Source organism: Scytonema sp. HK-05 (assembly GCF_963872035.1).
Lineage (GTDB): Bacteria > Cyanobacteriota > Cyanobacteriia > Cyanobacteriales > Nostocaceae > Kalymmatonema.
Genome location: NZ_CAWMYC010000114.1, coordinates 154,525 through 168,341 on the forward strand (window position 1 = coordinate 154,525; position 13,817 = coordinate 168,341).

Here is a 13,817-nt window from a genome sequence, read left to right on the forward strand (position 1 = left end):
TACAGACGTAGACACGCAGAAGGCAACTTACCAATCGGTAGTCAGGAAGACAAGAAATCATGTCTGCGGAAGCAAGGTTTATATATAAAGACGAGTCTTTGTGTCTATTGGTTCCAACAACTGCAATATTTCATAATTTGGAGAAACCAAATTTCTCAGTCTTGGTTTCTTACTTTAGATAGTTGTAAAAAAAATAAAAATACTTATTTCTACTATTGTAGCAAAACTATCAGCAATTCTCCTAATCTTAAGATAATCTTAAGAAAAGTAACGATATCTGGTATTTGGGACACAGATAGTGTAGTAAGTCTCAGACCCGATGACAAATTCCCTTTACGTGAGGAAGGATACCAGTGACATCACCGCTCAAACTGACACAAACTACTGACGAATCTCTACTGGCAGAATTTTTTCAAAAATCAGTCGGTAAGTGGCATTCGGAACGGCGCTACTATACATTACCGGATGGAGAAACCAAGGAAATGGTGAGTCTGATCACCATTCGGTTTTTGACACAGGGATGCGATGAATTGCAAAAGCTAGCTCAGATGCACGGTCTATCTGATACAGTCAGTTTAGTCTGTGGCGCTGAAGTGATCTGGGAAAGTGAGAATTCTGTGACGGGAAGGAAGGAGTCTAAAGGTTCAACACTCTTTGGTGCTTTAGGAAATATTTTGTATCGCGATCGCGGTTTTGCCACAAGCAAACCTGTCACCGCCGAGTATCACTTCCCCAATCCCAAAACACTGTGTTTGCGGACTGAATACAATGGTTCAGTGTTTGAGGAAGAGTTAAAGCTGATTGGCAGCAAATACCGCACACGCCAGTCTATTATCTCTCGTGCTGGCGAACAGTTGATGATTGGTCAATATTTGGAAAAGAGAATAGATTAGAAAGCATTTTTGATTTCACACTTGTAATATCAAGTCCGGTTGATTACTTATAATTCCTGCTTTACCTCACCCCAACCCTCTCCAAGGCATCAAAGAGGGGAAGGGAGGCGGGTGAGGTTCTTCGTTTTTACAAGTGTTTATCCGGACATGATATAACTCAAACCCAAGCAAAACTTCTTCTCCAGAAAAGAGTGCTCGGATTTGAACGACCGCCACAGGTAGCGCTGCTAGTTGTTAAGAAGGCAGAAGTACGCGCGGCAGCTATGCTGCTATGCTTCCCCACCAATGAATTCGGGGGATTTAATAAAGTATTTATTCAGTGCTTTTTTGGGTAGGTACGTCAATCAGGATAAGTTGTCACTGCGGGATGCTCTAAACGAGTATCCGGGGCTGGAACCAGCCTTGTTGGAGGCGTGACAACGTTATTTAACTCGCAATTCCCGTAGGCGCGTCTGTTCGCGCAGCGTGCCCGAAGGGCATACGCAGGCAGTCTGATTCTCCCTCAGAGCGAGTCTCCAATCAGCCAATAATCTCTGACCAGATAGCTGAATCGAGCAAAAAGTCAGTCCTTGGATGTGGCCGTACCGCCCCGTTTTCGCGCGCGGGGGAGGGTTCAACAGAGAAACAACAAGTTAAAACTTGTTGTGTCGGGTTTCATCCCCGAATTAAAAGCAAGGGGTTCTCACCCTCCCACTATGCTTTGATAGTTTTAACTTTTTCTTTTCTGACGCTTAATAAACTTAGAGTAAGCATTGGAACAGAAAACGACGCGCGATCTTAGCAGTACAAGAGTACGCTGATTAATCAAGTGGGCGACATAATGGGTATCCAAAATCAAATCCGCCGTTTGTTAAGCATACAGAAGAGTATCGAGTGCGTAAGCGAAAAAACAGCCACTTGTAGGTGGGGTAATGTCAGTCTAGCCGCCATACTACTGTGTTTTCTTCCGGTTGGAACTGCCACCGCAGCTACCAAAGTCATGTCCTTAGGAGACTCTCTATGTGCAAGCAATATTGCCGTTCTACGTAGTGCGGTGGCACAGACCAAACTTGGATCTACCATAGACTGGGTGGGAACTAAAAAAGACGGCGCATATACTGACCCCGATAATGAGTGTCATGGTGGTTGGTCTGCGGCGCAAGTGTTGCAACAACCAAAATCAAATGTTCGTCTTCCTTCGTGGGAGGGGAAGCCAGGAAGCGTTCGGGACTGGGTTCAAGCGACCAAGCCTGATGTGGTGCTGATAATGCTTGGCACCAATGATTTCTTTGCTAGTGATGCACGAGGCGATAACACCTCAGACTTTCTCACAAAATCCCTTCAAGGAATTATCGATGATATCTTGTTATTACGTCCCAACGCCAGAGTTGTGGTCGCCTCAATTCCCCCGTTTAAATGGGAGATTCAGAAGGGTGTTGATACTAGTCAAACGAAAACGAAAGCCAACGCATTCCTTAAGCAGCGTGTACTGCAGCTCTCTGCACGGGGCAAGCGGATCTTCTTCCTAGATATGCATGCCGCAGTACTTGCTCGATTAAAACAGGGCGATATTTTTAGTGGCGACGGTCTCCACTTTAACGATGAAGGCAATAAGTTTATAGCACAGCAGTGGATACGTGCCCTGAAAGCGGTACTCCAAGGGGCACGAACGCCCATTGTTCCGACAACTTCTAAAAACTATTAACATCAACAAGCGCGTTTTTGTACTAAAAATTCTCCCACTCCGTGCTTGTTGAGTGACTTATCATCCAATACGGTTCAGATAAGACCAGAACCCTGATCAAGAACACAATGTAGAGACGCTTTCATTCAGCGCGTCTCTACAAAGAACGCGAATCCCACCAAAAATCCTTAACTGAACTGTATTGACTTATCATCAACAGCACAAAGTGGGATGTTATTCGTATAAATTTATAGCTCACGTTAATAATGACTTCCAGACTTGCGGTGATGCACAGCAGTTACACCATCGTTATCTAGCAATTTGCCATTATCCACAGTCGCATAAACAAGCCAGTGATCGCCTGCTTCCATCCGGTTTTTTACTGAACACTCTAGGTATGCTAGAGCATCAGTAAGAATGGGGGAGCCGTTTTGGGCTTCTTCTTTTGATACACCATCGAATCGGTCTTGTCCTGGACCAAAGGGTTTGAGAAAGTGCTTCATCAACCCTATGTGATTTCCTTCTTTAAGAACGTTGAGGACGAATTTGTTTCCAGAGTGCGTCAGTAGTTCCACAGCGCGGTCTTTAGCCACAGCAACTGTTAAAGCAGGTGGGTTAAAGCTTGCCTGAGATACCCAAGAGGCTAACATGGCACTGGATATATCACCTTGCTTTGCTGTGAGAATGCACAGTGAACCAACAACGCGCCCAACTGCTTGTTCAACATTTGTTGCAGGTTGGCTGGGGGTACGGACTTTTTTAGCTTTCTTCAGGGCTTGGGCAAAGTCGGTTCCTGCTTCTTCACACAATTGCAAGGTAGCATCGTTGGGTTTAAACTTGACGCGGATACTGTCAAACCCAAAGCGATATCCAGCATCTTTCAGTTTGCCTTCGATTAAATCAACTGCTTCTCCACTCCAGCCGAAGGAACCAAAGACACCTGCAAGTTTGTTGTTAGTCGCGGTGGAAAGAACAATACCCAAAGCTGTTTGGACAGGAGTTGGTGCATGACCGCCGAGGGTGGGAGAACCAATGACAAAGCCAGATGCTTTTTCAACTGCAGCGCGGATTTCTTCGGGGTCAGCAAATTCGCAATTAATAGATTCTACACTGACACCTGCTTTGGTGATGCCACGAGCGATCGCCTGCGCTAAAGTTGCCGTGTTTCCATACGCTGAAGCATAAATCAACGCTACCGTTGTATCGGCGGATGTTTGCTGCTGACTCCACTGATAATAACCTTTGGTCAGTTCGACTAAGGCATAGCGCACTAGAGGACCGTGCCCAGTAGCATACAATCTGACGGGCAGCTCGGCAAGTTTATCCAGCGCTGTTTCGATTTGACGGGCATGGGGAGCCATGAGGCAATCAAAATAATAGCGCCTATCTTCGTTAAATATTTCCCAGCCTTCATCGAACACCTGGTCGCTACACATATGCGCCCCAAAAAGCTTATCTGTGTAGAGAATTTCTGTTTGCGGGTCATAAGTGCAAAGTTGATCTGGATAGCGGGGGTTGGGGGTGGGGATAAATTGCAAATTATGACCTTTGCCTAAATCGAGAGTTTCTTCCCCCCGCATAACGATGACTGGCAAATTTGGATTTTCCAATGCACCACGCAAATTTATTGCCCCTGGGTTAGAAGAAACAAAAGTGATTTGCGGCGCAAGTTCCAGCAAAGCTTTTAAAGTTGCGGCGCGATTGGGATTGACGTGACCAAGAATGACATAATCAATATCTGTTAAATCAAACCGCTGCTGCAACGCTTGCAGGTAAATTTCCGTAAACGTTTCCCCTGGAGGATCAATAAGGGCGGTTTTATCTCCTTTGATGAGATAAGAATTGGCAGTTGTTCCTTTTGCCAGAGCGTATTCTATTTCAAATCGCAGGCGTGTCCAACTGCGGGAACGAAGGACAGTTGTGTCAGTAGCGATGGGGAGAACCTGAACGTCACGGGGCTTAGTTTCTGACATAAGTTATATTAAAATTCAATATTGAACATATTTGGCTTATCCTGGAACTGCTCGAACTTATCAGCTTCTGGCGGATCGTAGCCTATTGCCTTGAGTAAGTTGGGATTTATCTCGTCATAAAACTGGTCAAGGGAACTTACACCAATGTGCGGGATGAGTCCAGCAACGAAAACAAGCTGAGGCACTGGACGCTGACTGCCAACGACGGGGATAATTAAGCCTGCCATCGAATGACCAACCAGTACCACATCATCTTCAAATCCTTGCAGCACCTCGCTCACGACTTCGGCATATTGAGCGACACCAACAGCTGGGTCTTCAATAGGCAAATCCACTGCTACTGTCTGATGACCTCGCGCCTCCATCTCTTGGGTAAGTAGATCCCAACTCCACGTACTCAGGTAAGGACCGTGAACCAGACAAAAAAGACTCATCGAAAATTTGGGTCTGAAACCCCGTCCTTTAGCGAAGCGAAGGACGGCTTTACAAAATCTAGTAAGTTACGATCAACCTGTTTGAACGGTGAATCAATTGAATCTTGCTAGACGCTATCTGTCCTAACCGTTTCCAGTTAGCATCGCTGACAGATATTTGTTTTTCGGTATCACCACTGACGTAGCCAATCCCCTTGGGAGATTGAACCAGATCACCTTTTCTGAAGCCGTGGCGGGTAACAGTGCCGCCATACTTGCGTCTAACTCCACCCTTGGCAAAAACCATGAGATGAAGTTGACGCCGTGAGATTGGCGGATGCCGGATCACAGCGAAAGGAGCGGATTGTACTGTCACCTCTCCCCTCCAGCCCATCGAATGAGTTGAGGTGACGCCATATTGAATGAACGCACTACAGGCTAAGGCAACCCCATCAACGGCGTGAGTCGCGGGTATTGCGTCCCCTTTAGAATGCTTCTGTTTTTGCAATCCTAGTTGTTGCCTGATCTGGGAAGTTTGCCAGCCTTCGATCTCGCGTACATTGCCGTACCCTTCCAGATTTTCTAATTGCCACTTTTGCCCAACCATCACTGGACTGAACGCCTTATCACCGCGAGCCTTAACGATTTCGTATGCAACATATGTGATCGGGTAAATCAGAGATAGTTCCTCAAGAACTCGTAACTCTAGCTCGCGATTAGCTCGGATACTAGGGGGTAACTTGGATTGACGCCGATTATTAAAACGTTTCTCGCGGTGAGCGCGTTGATTGTAAGGTAGTTTGCGATTGATTCGTCGCCCTCTACGACCACGCCGCATCATGGCGCGTTGCTCCATCCGCTTTTTGACGATTTCAAAGGGTAACTGTAAGTGAGCAGTCCACAAGGTAAACTTGGCAGATTGAATGGCTACGCCACTATATAATTTACCCGGATCAATACCAACCGCAATTGGTTGAGCGTCTATTGCTCTGGGACACCTAACTAATTGAACTTGGAAGATTCCAAGGTCGTTATAAACAACTTTTGCTTTCCCAAGTTTTAACCAACGACGCGCCCTACTGGCTTTTGTTGGCATCAATGGCTTACCTGATGGTGTTAATACTGGAACTCGTTGCATGGAGATAATCCTTACGAGTAAAGTTTTTAGTCCCCTCGCCCAACTAACTACAGATGTCTTGGCATTACCCAACGACCAAGCAAATGGTCTTAAAGTGTGTCCGAACTGGGGAAGTATCCGGAAGTTTTAACCGCAGTTAGTCTCGGTGGGCTAGTCAAACACGTAAAGTTTGCTCTTTACAAGCTCCGTCCCTTTTAGGGCGGAGTTATTGACAGGCGGTTATCAGTTATTTGGTAGAGTGGACTGCTGTTTTTAATAGTGATTTCCGACTTTACGATGGTGAACTGCTGTGAGTGCATCCGGTTTGGAAACCCGTCCTGCATAAACGGTGCTGTATACAATCCAATGGTCGCCACCATCCATGCGACTGATAACTTCACACTCCATATATGCCAACGCGTCAGCAAGGATGGGCGCACCGTTTTCGGCTGGCTGGGTTCTCACTCCTTCAAAGCGGTCAGCACCTGGGGCAAACCGTTTGAGGAAGTGCTTCATGAGGCGTTGATAATTGCCTTCTTCAAGGGCGTTGAGGACAAATTTATCACCTACTTGCATGAGTGATTCAATTGCCCTATCTTTGGCGACAGCTATGGATATTCCCAAGGGTCTGAAGCTGGCTTGATTTACCCAAGAAGCTAGCATGGCGCTGGACACATCACCTTTTTTGGCGGTGATGATGTATAGTCCGCCGCTGATTCTGCCTAATGCTTTGTCGAGATCAGCACCGAGAGATTTCATTGCTTTGATGCTGCGATCGCGTGTCACCCACTGTCCTAAGTCTGTCCCCGCTTCTTCACATAGTTTGTATGTACCTTCCCCTGGAGTTTCTTTAATCCGAATTCCTGGGAAGGCTGGTGTTAAACCCAAATTCCGGAATTTACTCAGCAACGGGTCAATTGGTTCGTCATCGCCACCGCCTGATTCAAAAATGCCCACAGCTTGCTTTTCATTCACAGAGCCTATAATCGTGCTCAGAGCTGATTGCATACTGGCTGCACTAGAAGCTGGAGGTATTCCGACGACAATTCCAGCACAGCGACCTACAAGTTCTCGCAACTCTTGTAAATCAACGCCAGCACGCAAGTCTACCATTTCTACACCAACACCAGTTTTGGTAATACCGCTGGCAATTGCTTGCGCTAGGCGATCGCTATACCCGTAATCGGAAACGTAAAATACTCCAACCGTCGTTTCTGCCTTTGCCTGGGTTTTGCTCCAACTGCGATAGCGTCCGGTCAGTTCGTCAACATTGTGGTATAATAACGGTCCGTGACCTGTAGCAATCATGCTAATTTTTTTCAGTTCATCCATCCGTTTGAGGGCAGACAGAACTGAACGAGCATTGGGAGCCATCAGGCATTCGTAGTAATATTCAAAATCTGCTTCAATCGTTTTTAAATCTTCGTCAAACGTACTATCTGAGCAATAGTGCATCCCAAACGCATCGCAGGTGAAGAGAGTTTGGGTTTTGTGATCGAAAGAGAAGATGGTGTCGGGCCAGTGTAAATTGGGTGCAATGACAAATTCTAGTTCGTGTCCGTTGCCCAAATCGAGGCGATCGCCATTTTTGACAATTTGCCGCTTAAACGGAGTATGCACCAAATTTTCAAGAAACTGGATTGCCACTTTGGAACCAACAACGGTGACATCCGGCGCGAGTTGCAGAACATCTTTGACTAAACCGCTGTGGTCTGGTTCAGTGTGGCTGATAATGAGATAATCAATCTCTGCTGGATTAATCAGACCTTTGAGAGTATCTAAAAACAGCTGGCGAAATTTTTCATGCGACGTATCGACCAGAGCTGTTTGCTCACCGCGTATGAGGAATGAATTGTATGTAGTACCATTTTGCAGACCAAACTCGATGTCGAAGCGATCGCGATCCCAATCCAGAGAACGGATTGCCGTCGTATCGGGAGCAATCTCGACAGTCTGCATGGTGAGCCTTTTTTTTGTTCTTTCGGTGAGCGCTACCATAACCAGCCTCCTTAGCAACTGAGTATTTATTACTCTGTCCCTATTGTGACACGAGTTAATTGTAAAGTTTTAATAAATAATCTATAGTTGGGTTAAAAAAACCAAAAGTATCACTATGGGTGAGGGGTGTAGGGATTAAACAGCAGATGAGAGACTCTCAGCAGACAACTTGGTTGGGGTTAATGATTGGAAATTCCCGGCTACATTGGGCGTGGTTTACAGGCGAAAGACTCATTCATGCTTGGGATACAGACTATCTACCAGCAAATATTGTCCAGCAACTGTCTGAATCTCAAACACTGCACAACCTACCACCAGAAATTTTCCCACTTAATGAGAAATTTTTCTCTCCCTCATCCCCCTCATCTTCCTCATCCCCCCCTCTTCCCCTGCTCCTCGCCTCTGTCGTTCCCAGTCAAACGGCACTGTGGCAAACTTACCCTAATGTTCGTATTCTTACCTTAGACCAAGTACCCATAAAGGGGATGTATTCTACACTGGGAATCGACCGCGCCTTGGCTTTATGGGGTGCTGCACAGACTTGGGGTTTTCCTATGCTGGTGATTGATGCTGGAACAGCACTGACATTTACAGGTGCGGATGCTAACCATTATTTGGTTGGAGGCGCAATTTTGCCAGGGTTGGGCTTGCAACTTGCCACTCTTAGTGGAAGAACAGGACAATTACCAACAGTTGAATTACCGCAGCAACTTCCCCACCGGTATGCTCTTAATACTCAACAGGCTATGCAAAGTGGGGTTATTTACACTCTACTAGCTGGAATCAAAGATTTTATTGAAGCGTGGTGGCGCGAGTTTCCGCAAGGTAATGTTGCAATTACTGGAGGCGATCGCACTTTGTTAGTAAAGTATATGCAATCGCAGTTTCCTGAAATTGCAGCGCGTTTAAGTGTGGAACAGAATTTGATATTTTGGGGAATGCGATCGCTATTTTTTTAGATAGCTAGCGGCTTGTTTCTGTCCGAATTGCGTTTGAGTAGTAAACCTGCAAGAGCAATACCAAAACCTAATACACCTAAGCCAGAGTTCGATTCAGGGACAGGTTGCTTACGGACAACTTGAAGATTGGTAATATCGTCATGCAGACGCTCTCGAGTTGTGGGATCGTAGAAATCAACACCAAGTCCTATAGAGTAGGAATTGGGGTTATCGGAAAGTTTGGGCAATTCTGAAAGGTTGCCTGAGTAGAGTACAGAAATATCAAATAAACAGGTTAAACCTGGTGCTGTTATGCATCCTGCTGGATAACTAACAGCGCTAACAACCCCTAAATTAGCAGGAAGACCAATAAAATCAGAAGTCAAGGATGGGACGACATTAAAGTCAGTTGTAACGCTGCTCAAATTTATATAGGGCGCTGAAAAAGAGAAGTTAGAGACAGCATTAGGGTATGAAATTCCTGTAACCCCCATCCTTAATAAGGCTGGATCACCAGAGGGAGGAGTGTCCGTTTCTAGGGTAAAAGAACCTGTTGCACCCCTTTCAGTAGTAAAGTTAAAGTCTAGCGGGGCAGCTTGAACTGGAGCTATGGCTAGAGTTAAGACAGCGCTAAATGCCGCTCCTGCAACAGTTATAGATAAGCTTTTGATCTCCATACATATTTCCTTAATCATGTGATTGCCCTTTGGGCACTGCGAAGAGCGCAATCGCACTTTGCTGGTAAACTATATGCGATCGCAGTATCTGGAGATTGCAGCGCGTTTAAGTGTGGAACAGAATTTGATATTTTGGGGAATGCGATTGCAAGAAGGCGGGGCGTAGCCCATCGCTATTTTTTTAGATAACTACCTGCTTCTTTCTGTCCGAATTGCGTTTGAGTAGTAAACCTACGCTTGCAATACCAAAAGCTAATACACCTAAGCCAGAGTGTGATTCAGGGACAACTTGCTTACGGACAACTTGAAATTGGGTAAATTCCTCAATTCCAACCGACTCCCGTGTTATGGGGTCAATTAACATAACACCAAGACCTATACGGTCGGAAGGGTAGGAATTAGGATCATCGGAAAGTTTTGGAAGGTTTCCTGCGTAGCCTACACCAATATTAATGACACAGGTGAAATTAGTTCCCCTTGCACACCCAGCTGGATCATCAACACCAGCAAGAACCGGACTACCAGGAGGACCAAGAAAAATAGATGGGATAACTTCCCAGTCAGCAGTTTCACCGCTCACCTGAAGCTGTGGTGATGAAAAAGAGAAGTTAGAAACAGCATTGGGGTATAAAATCCCTGGATTGTCTGGTCCAAGTCCTAAAGCTGGCTCACCAGAGGGGGGAGTGTCTGTATCTAAGGTAAATGTTCCTGTTGCACCACTTTGACTCTTTAAGCTAAAGTCAAGTAGAGCAGCTTGAGCTGGATTTACAGCTACAGTTCCCAAAGTTATAAACGCTGCTCCTGCAACAGCCATAGATAACCTTTTCATATCCATAAATATTTCCTCAATCATGCGATCGCACCTTACTAGTAAACTATTTGCAATCCCAATTCCCTGAAATTGCAGCGCATTTGATTATGTAAGCGAATTTGATTTTTTGGGGAATGCGGCAAAAAACTATGAGCTATGAATTAAAGCTTGTTTAGCCTTACCTGTTCTGTCGGAATTGCGTTTCAGTAGTAAACCTACGCTTGCAATACCAAAAGCTAATAAACTCAAGCTAGAGCCTGACTCAGGCACAGGTTGTTTACGGACAACTTGAAAATTGGTAATATCGTCAGTGAGCAGCCGCTCTTGAGTTGTGGGATTATAGAATCTAATACCAGCACCTCTAGAGTAGGAAAGTGGATTGTCAGAAAGTACGGGAAGTTCTGAAAGATTTCCTGAGTAAAGTACCGCAACGTCAAATAAACAGGTGAAGCCTGGTGCTGTTATGCATCCGGGTGGATAACTAACACCGCTAAGAACCCCCAAATTAGCAGGAAAACCTATAAAATCAGAAGTAATAGATGGGACAACATTAAAGTCAGTAGTGACGTTGCTCAAATTTATATACGGTGCAGAAACAGAGAAATTAGAGACAGCATTAGGATATGAAATTCCTGTAATCCCAGGTCCAAATATACCCGGCTCACCAGAGGGGGGAGTGTCCGTTTCCAAGGTAAACGAACCTGTTGCGCCGCTTTCAGTCGTAAAGCTGAAGTCTAATAGAGCAGCTTGAACTGGCGCTGTGCCTTCAGTTAAGAGAGCGATAAATGCCGCTCCTGCAACAGCCATAGATAATTTTTTTATTTCCATGTATCCCCTGGATGATTAGTAAAAACAATCTGGTAATGGAGAAAAATTAATCATTTAGCTTGATTTTTGAGCTTTGTAATCTATTGCCCATAGTGCCTATAGGTAGATATAAAAAAACTTAAGTGTAAATTCTTAATAAAGTATTATTATTGTTTTTGTAAAGCTAATACTTAATATTTGCTACGTAGATATCATATATCCAAAAAATATTCTCCTATGCTCCAAGGGCAATTAGCTCACAACTGACATCTTTGCTGCTCCAAGCTGGCTTGGGTTTGCATGACTCTCATTTACGCACATCAGTATATTTATAAACACATAGAAAGTGTATTTATTACGTATATTAAAGAGAGTTGTGAAATATTTTGCGCAAAAATTACAAACGTCCTCATTGATCTTACGTAGGTTAGTAATGTCCTTGACATTTGCAACCCTATTAGTGTCTGCATCGTATAATACTACTTAGAATAAATATATATTTTTTAGGTATTTTTATAAAAAAAAGTCAAATACGAATTTTTTGTATATTTTTGGACTGAAAAACACTAAAAATCAAACAAATTTTCAGTAATTTTTCTTAAAGTCGATGAAAAATTTATGAAAAATAGGGATAAATGAAGATACTTATAGCCGTTTTCAACCCTTGTATAAGACACGTCAATTGTAGGGGCACGAAGCTTTGCTGTGCCCCTACGGCGTGGTATATGCCGATAAGAAAAGCTACAGTTGAAATATGTAATATTTATAACTCTACTTTTTTGGTGCGATCGCCACGCAATCGCGCTTCGCGATCTCTATAGCTCGGGCAATTGACTAACGGCTGTTGAATTAGTTTCAAACGTCTGTGGCAACTGGACTCCAAGTACCACGACTCTTGTTGCCATAAACGCTGATGTCGCCAACCACAAAAGATGGTTACTGTGAGCCGACCACGCCCAAACCGCCACAGGTGCAAATCCCAAGAAAGTTGCTACTTAGGCAGCGTTACGTAGCGATTGCCCTTTTGCTAATCCCGCAAAATAACCCTCCACAATCCAAGGAATTGAAAAACAACTCAAGACCAGAAATAACCAAGGAATATAGCGTTTAAGTGGCTCTATAACTTCGGCATGATTGGTTAATAGCCCAAAAACAGTCTCAGGTAACAGAATCCACGCGCAAGCAGCAACAACTGCTGCTCCTAAGCTAGTTAAGAGCGAAATCTGCAATAGGGGTAATAACTGATCGTTAGCTTCTTGACCTTTAAAGTTCCCAGTTAGGGTTTCCGTAGCGAAGCCTATTCCTTCAACCAAGAACATGATCAGAAATACTATCTGTTGGAGCAAGGTATTTTCAGCTAAAACATCTGTTCCGAAAGTGGCACTCAGATTGAAAAAAATTGTCCAAGTGGACATATAGACTAAAGATCTAACCAATAGGTCACTATTGAGGGAAAAAGTAGCTGGAGTGTGTCTAGTAAAACTTTATAAATTTCTAAGCCCCAGACTCAGCGGAGTCGGGTGAAACCCCGTCCGCGCCTCCCGGCGGGGTAGTTCATCGCTTGATAAAGTCGCGAATATCCCCAGCCACAACTCCAGCGCAGGACTGTGGTAAATCATTTCCTCCGTGAGCAATTGTTTTCAACTGTGCTTGAGGAATATATTGAGCATAAGCCCGACTCATGGCTATAGCTTCTGAGGAGTCTTTTCCACCTTGTAGAATGAGAACTGGGACTGTGATGAATGATAATTGGTCATCCACCAATTCTGCCTTAATTTCTGGATGCTTGCGCTCAAAGAGGAGCTCGCTGGCTGTGGGATATTGCTGCATCACCTGATGAAAATGCCAATCCTGTTCAATTTGTTCATTCAAACCAAAGATTTTGGTGATCGGACGAAGAAGTCGCAACAATTGAAACACCAGTGGTGGACGTTTCAGTATCCGCTGCATTCTCTGCAATCGCTGTTTTTGTCCTTCTATCTCTACACCCTCTGGCGCTAGTAGTACCAAACCATTAATTTGTTCTGGATACTTCAAAGCATAGCTAGCAGCAATCCAACCCCCAAGCGAATCTCCAATTAAATACACCCTTTGTTGCTTCACAGCGTGTAGGAATTGAGCCAAACACTCAATTTGCAAATCAATTGAATAGTGGACATTCGGAAACTCTGACTCACCAAATCCAAATAAATCTGGAGCAAAGCAATGGAAATCCCGCGACAGCATCTCCATAACAGATACCCACTGGCTACTGTCATTCCAAGCACCATGTAAGAAAACTAAAGAGGTTCCTTCACCAATTTCACGCCAAAAAAGTATCCCTTGAGAGAGCTTTATCCGGGAATTACGGAATGGATAATCCATATTATTTAATTATTTAATATAAGAGTTATTTTTAGCAGAATTTGGATTGGGAATTGTTAGCTGTTAATTATAAGTTGGTAGTTGTAGAGACGGTTTCATTCAGCGCGTCTCTACATTTGTTAGTTGTTCTACTAACCACTAACCACTAACCAGTCTTAATCCA

The 13,817-nt window shown here is 44.4% G+C and carries 14 protein-coding genes; 4 read left to right on the forward strand and 10 right to left on the reverse strand.

All coding sequences use genetic code 11. The annotated features are described in order from the left end of the window. Positions 1-353: 353 nt before the first annotated feature. Both AACT52_RS23315 and AACT52_RS23320 read left to right on the forward strand, forming a co-directional pair. The gene (locus AACT52_RS23315; RefSeq protein WP_073627351.1) at positions 354-893 is read left to right on the forward strand and encodes a phycobiliprotein lyase; all 540 of its coding nucleotides are present in this window, start codon (positions 354-356) and stop codon (positions 891-893) included. An 820-nt stretch (positions 894-1,713) separates the two neighbouring features. Further along, positions 1,714-2,577: a GDSL-type esterase/lipase family protein gene (locus tag AACT52_RS23320; RefSeq protein ID WP_143172705.1), complete on the forward strand. Its 864-nt coding sequence runs from the start codon at positions 1,714-1,716 to the stop codon at positions 2,575-2,577. Between the two features lie 239 nt (positions 2,578-2,816). Here the strand turns inward: AACT52_RS23320 and AACT52_RS23325 are convergent, their stop codons facing one another. Genes AACT52_RS23325 through AACT52_RS23335 form a run of 3 tightly spaced genes read right to left on the reverse strand, consistent with a single transcriptional unit; the run spans position 2,817 to position 6,080 of the window. Next, positions 2,817-4,529 carry a diflavin flavoprotein gene (locus tag AACT52_RS23325; protein WP_073627355.1) on the reverse strand — a complete coding sequence of 571 codons (1,713 nt, stop codon included), beginning with the start codon at positions 4,527-4,529 and terminating at the stop codon, positions 2,817-2,819. Between the two features lie 8 nt (positions 4,530-4,537). Then, positions 4,538-4,963, reverse strand: coding sequence for an esterase/lipase family protein (locus AACT52_RS23330; protein WP_073627357.1), 426 nt, complete (start codon positions 4,961-4,963; stop codon positions 4,538-4,540). Between the two features lie 58 nt (positions 4,964-5,021). Further along, entirely contained in the window at positions 5,022-6,080 is a 1,059-nt protein-coding gene (locus AACT52_RS23335; RefSeq protein WP_073627359.1) for an RRXRR domain-containing protein, read from the reverse strand. On the opposite strand from AACT52_RS23335, the gene AACT52_RS23340 reads away from it, so the two are divergent. Further along, complete coding sequence (locus AACT52_RS23340) at positions 6,079-6,210, forward strand: hypothetical protein (protein ID WP_272937057.1); 132 nt, start codon at positions 6,079-6,081, stop codon at positions 6,208-6,210. The two genes, AACT52_RS23335 and AACT52_RS23340, sit on opposite strands and share 2 nt — an antisense overlap. Positions 6,211-6,332: 122 nt before the next feature. On the opposite strand, the gene AACT52_RS23345 is transcribed toward AACT52_RS23340, so the two are convergent. Further along, positions 6,333-8,057, reverse strand: coding sequence for a diflavin flavoprotein (locus AACT52_RS23345; protein WP_073627361.1), 1,725 nt, complete (start codon positions 8,055-8,057; stop codon positions 6,333-6,335). A gap of 146 nt (positions 8,058-8,203) precedes the next feature. Here AACT52_RS23345 and AACT52_RS23350 point away from each other — a divergent pair, with 146 nt between their 5' ends. Then, positions 8,204-9,016 carry a pantothenate kinase gene (locus tag AACT52_RS23350; RefSeq protein WP_073627363.1) on the forward strand — a complete coding sequence of 271 codons (813 nt, stop codon included), beginning with the start codon at positions 8,204-8,206 and terminating at the stop codon, positions 9,014-9,016. On the opposite strand, the gene AACT52_RS23355 is transcribed toward AACT52_RS23350, so the two are convergent. The 6 genes from AACT52_RS23355 to AACT52_RS23375 all read right to left on the reverse strand — a co-directional run bounded on the left by AACT52_RS23355 (position 9,013) and on the right by AACT52_RS23375 (position 13,654). Then, on the reverse strand, positions 9,013-9,672 hold the full coding sequence (locus tag AACT52_RS23355; protein WP_073627365.1) for a hypothetical protein: 660 nt from the start codon (positions 9,670-9,672) through the stop codon (positions 9,013-9,015). The genes AACT52_RS23350 and AACT52_RS23355 overlap by 4 nt on opposite strands. Positions 9,673-9,853: 181 nt before the next feature. After that, positions 9,854-10,507, reverse strand: coding sequence for a hypothetical protein (locus AACT52_RS23360; protein WP_143172706.1), 654 nt, complete (start codon positions 10,505-10,507; stop codon positions 9,854-9,856). Between the two features lie 123 nt (positions 10,508-10,630). Beyond that, positions 10,631-11,290 carry a hypothetical protein gene (locus AACT52_RS23365; protein ID WP_073627369.1) on the reverse strand — a complete coding sequence of 220 codons (660 nt, stop codon included), beginning with the start codon at positions 11,288-11,290 and terminating at the stop codon, positions 10,631-10,633. 763 nt (positions 11,291-12,053) lie between these two features. Next, the gene (locus AACT52_RS41500) at positions 12,054-12,266 is read right to left on the reverse strand and encodes a hypothetical protein (RefSeq protein WP_143172707.1); all 213 of its coding nucleotides are present in this window, start codon (positions 12,264-12,266) and stop codon (positions 12,054-12,056) included. Positions 12,267-12,285: 19 nt separating this feature from the next. Then, positions 12,286-12,705 carry an MATE family efflux transporter gene (locus AACT52_RS23370; RefSeq protein ID WP_073627371.1) on the reverse strand — a complete coding sequence of 140 codons (420 nt, stop codon included), beginning with the start codon at positions 12,703-12,705 and terminating at the stop codon, positions 12,286-12,288. Between the two features lie 139 nt (positions 12,706-12,844). Beyond that, entirely contained in the window at positions 12,845-13,654 is an 810-nt protein-coding gene (locus tag AACT52_RS23375; protein WP_073627373.1) for an alpha/beta fold hydrolase, read from the reverse strand. Positions 13,655-13,817 lie beyond the last annotated feature (163 nt).

Coding starts and splice junctions, on each gene's coding strand:
- AACT52_RS23345 (WP_073627361.1), bottom strand. CDS start 8,057: ATGGTAGCGCTCACCGAAAGAACAAAAAAAAGGCTCACCATGCAGACT.
- AACT52_RS23335 (WP_073627359.1), bottom strand. CDS start 6,080: ATGCAACGAGTTCCAGTATTAACACCATCAGGTAAGCCATTGATGCCA.
- AACT52_RS23320 (WP_143172705.1), top strand. CDS start 1,714: ATGGGTATCCAAAATCAAATCCGCCGTTTGTTAAGCATACAGAAGAGT.
- AACT52_RS23330 (WP_073627357.1), bottom strand. CDS start 4,963: ATGAGTCTTTTTTGTCTGGTTCACGGTCCTTACCTGAGTACGTGGAGT.
- AACT52_RS23340 (WP_272937057.1), top strand. CDS start 6,079: ATGGAGATAATCCTTACGAGTAAAGTTTTTAGTCCCCTCGCCCAACTA.
- AACT52_RS23365 (WP_073627369.1), bottom strand. CDS start 11,290: ATGGCTGTTGCAGGAGCGGCATTTATCGCTCTCTTAACTGAAGGCACA.
- AACT52_RS23350 (WP_073627363.1), top strand. CDS start 8,204: ATGAGAGACTCTCAGCAGACAACTTGGTTGGGGTTAATGATTGGAAAT.
- AACT52_RS23325 (WP_073627355.1), bottom strand. CDS start 4,529: ATGTCAGAAACTAAGCCCCGTGACGTTCAGGTTCTCCCCATCGCTACT.
- AACT52_RS23375 (WP_073627373.1), bottom strand. CDS start 13,654: ATGGATTATCCATTCCGTAATTCCCGGATAAAGCTCTCTCAAGGGATA.
- AACT52_RS23370 (WP_073627371.1), bottom strand. CDS start 12,705: ATGTCCACTTGGACAATTTTTTTCAATCTGAGTGCCACTTTCGGAACA.
- AACT52_RS23355 (WP_073627365.1), bottom strand. CDS start 9,672: ATGGAGATCAAAAGCTTATCTATAACTGTTGCAGGAGCGGCATTTAGC.
- AACT52_RS23360 (WP_143172706.1), bottom strand. CDS start 10,507: ATGGATATGAAAAGGTTATCTATGGCTGTTGCAGGAGCAGCGTTTATA.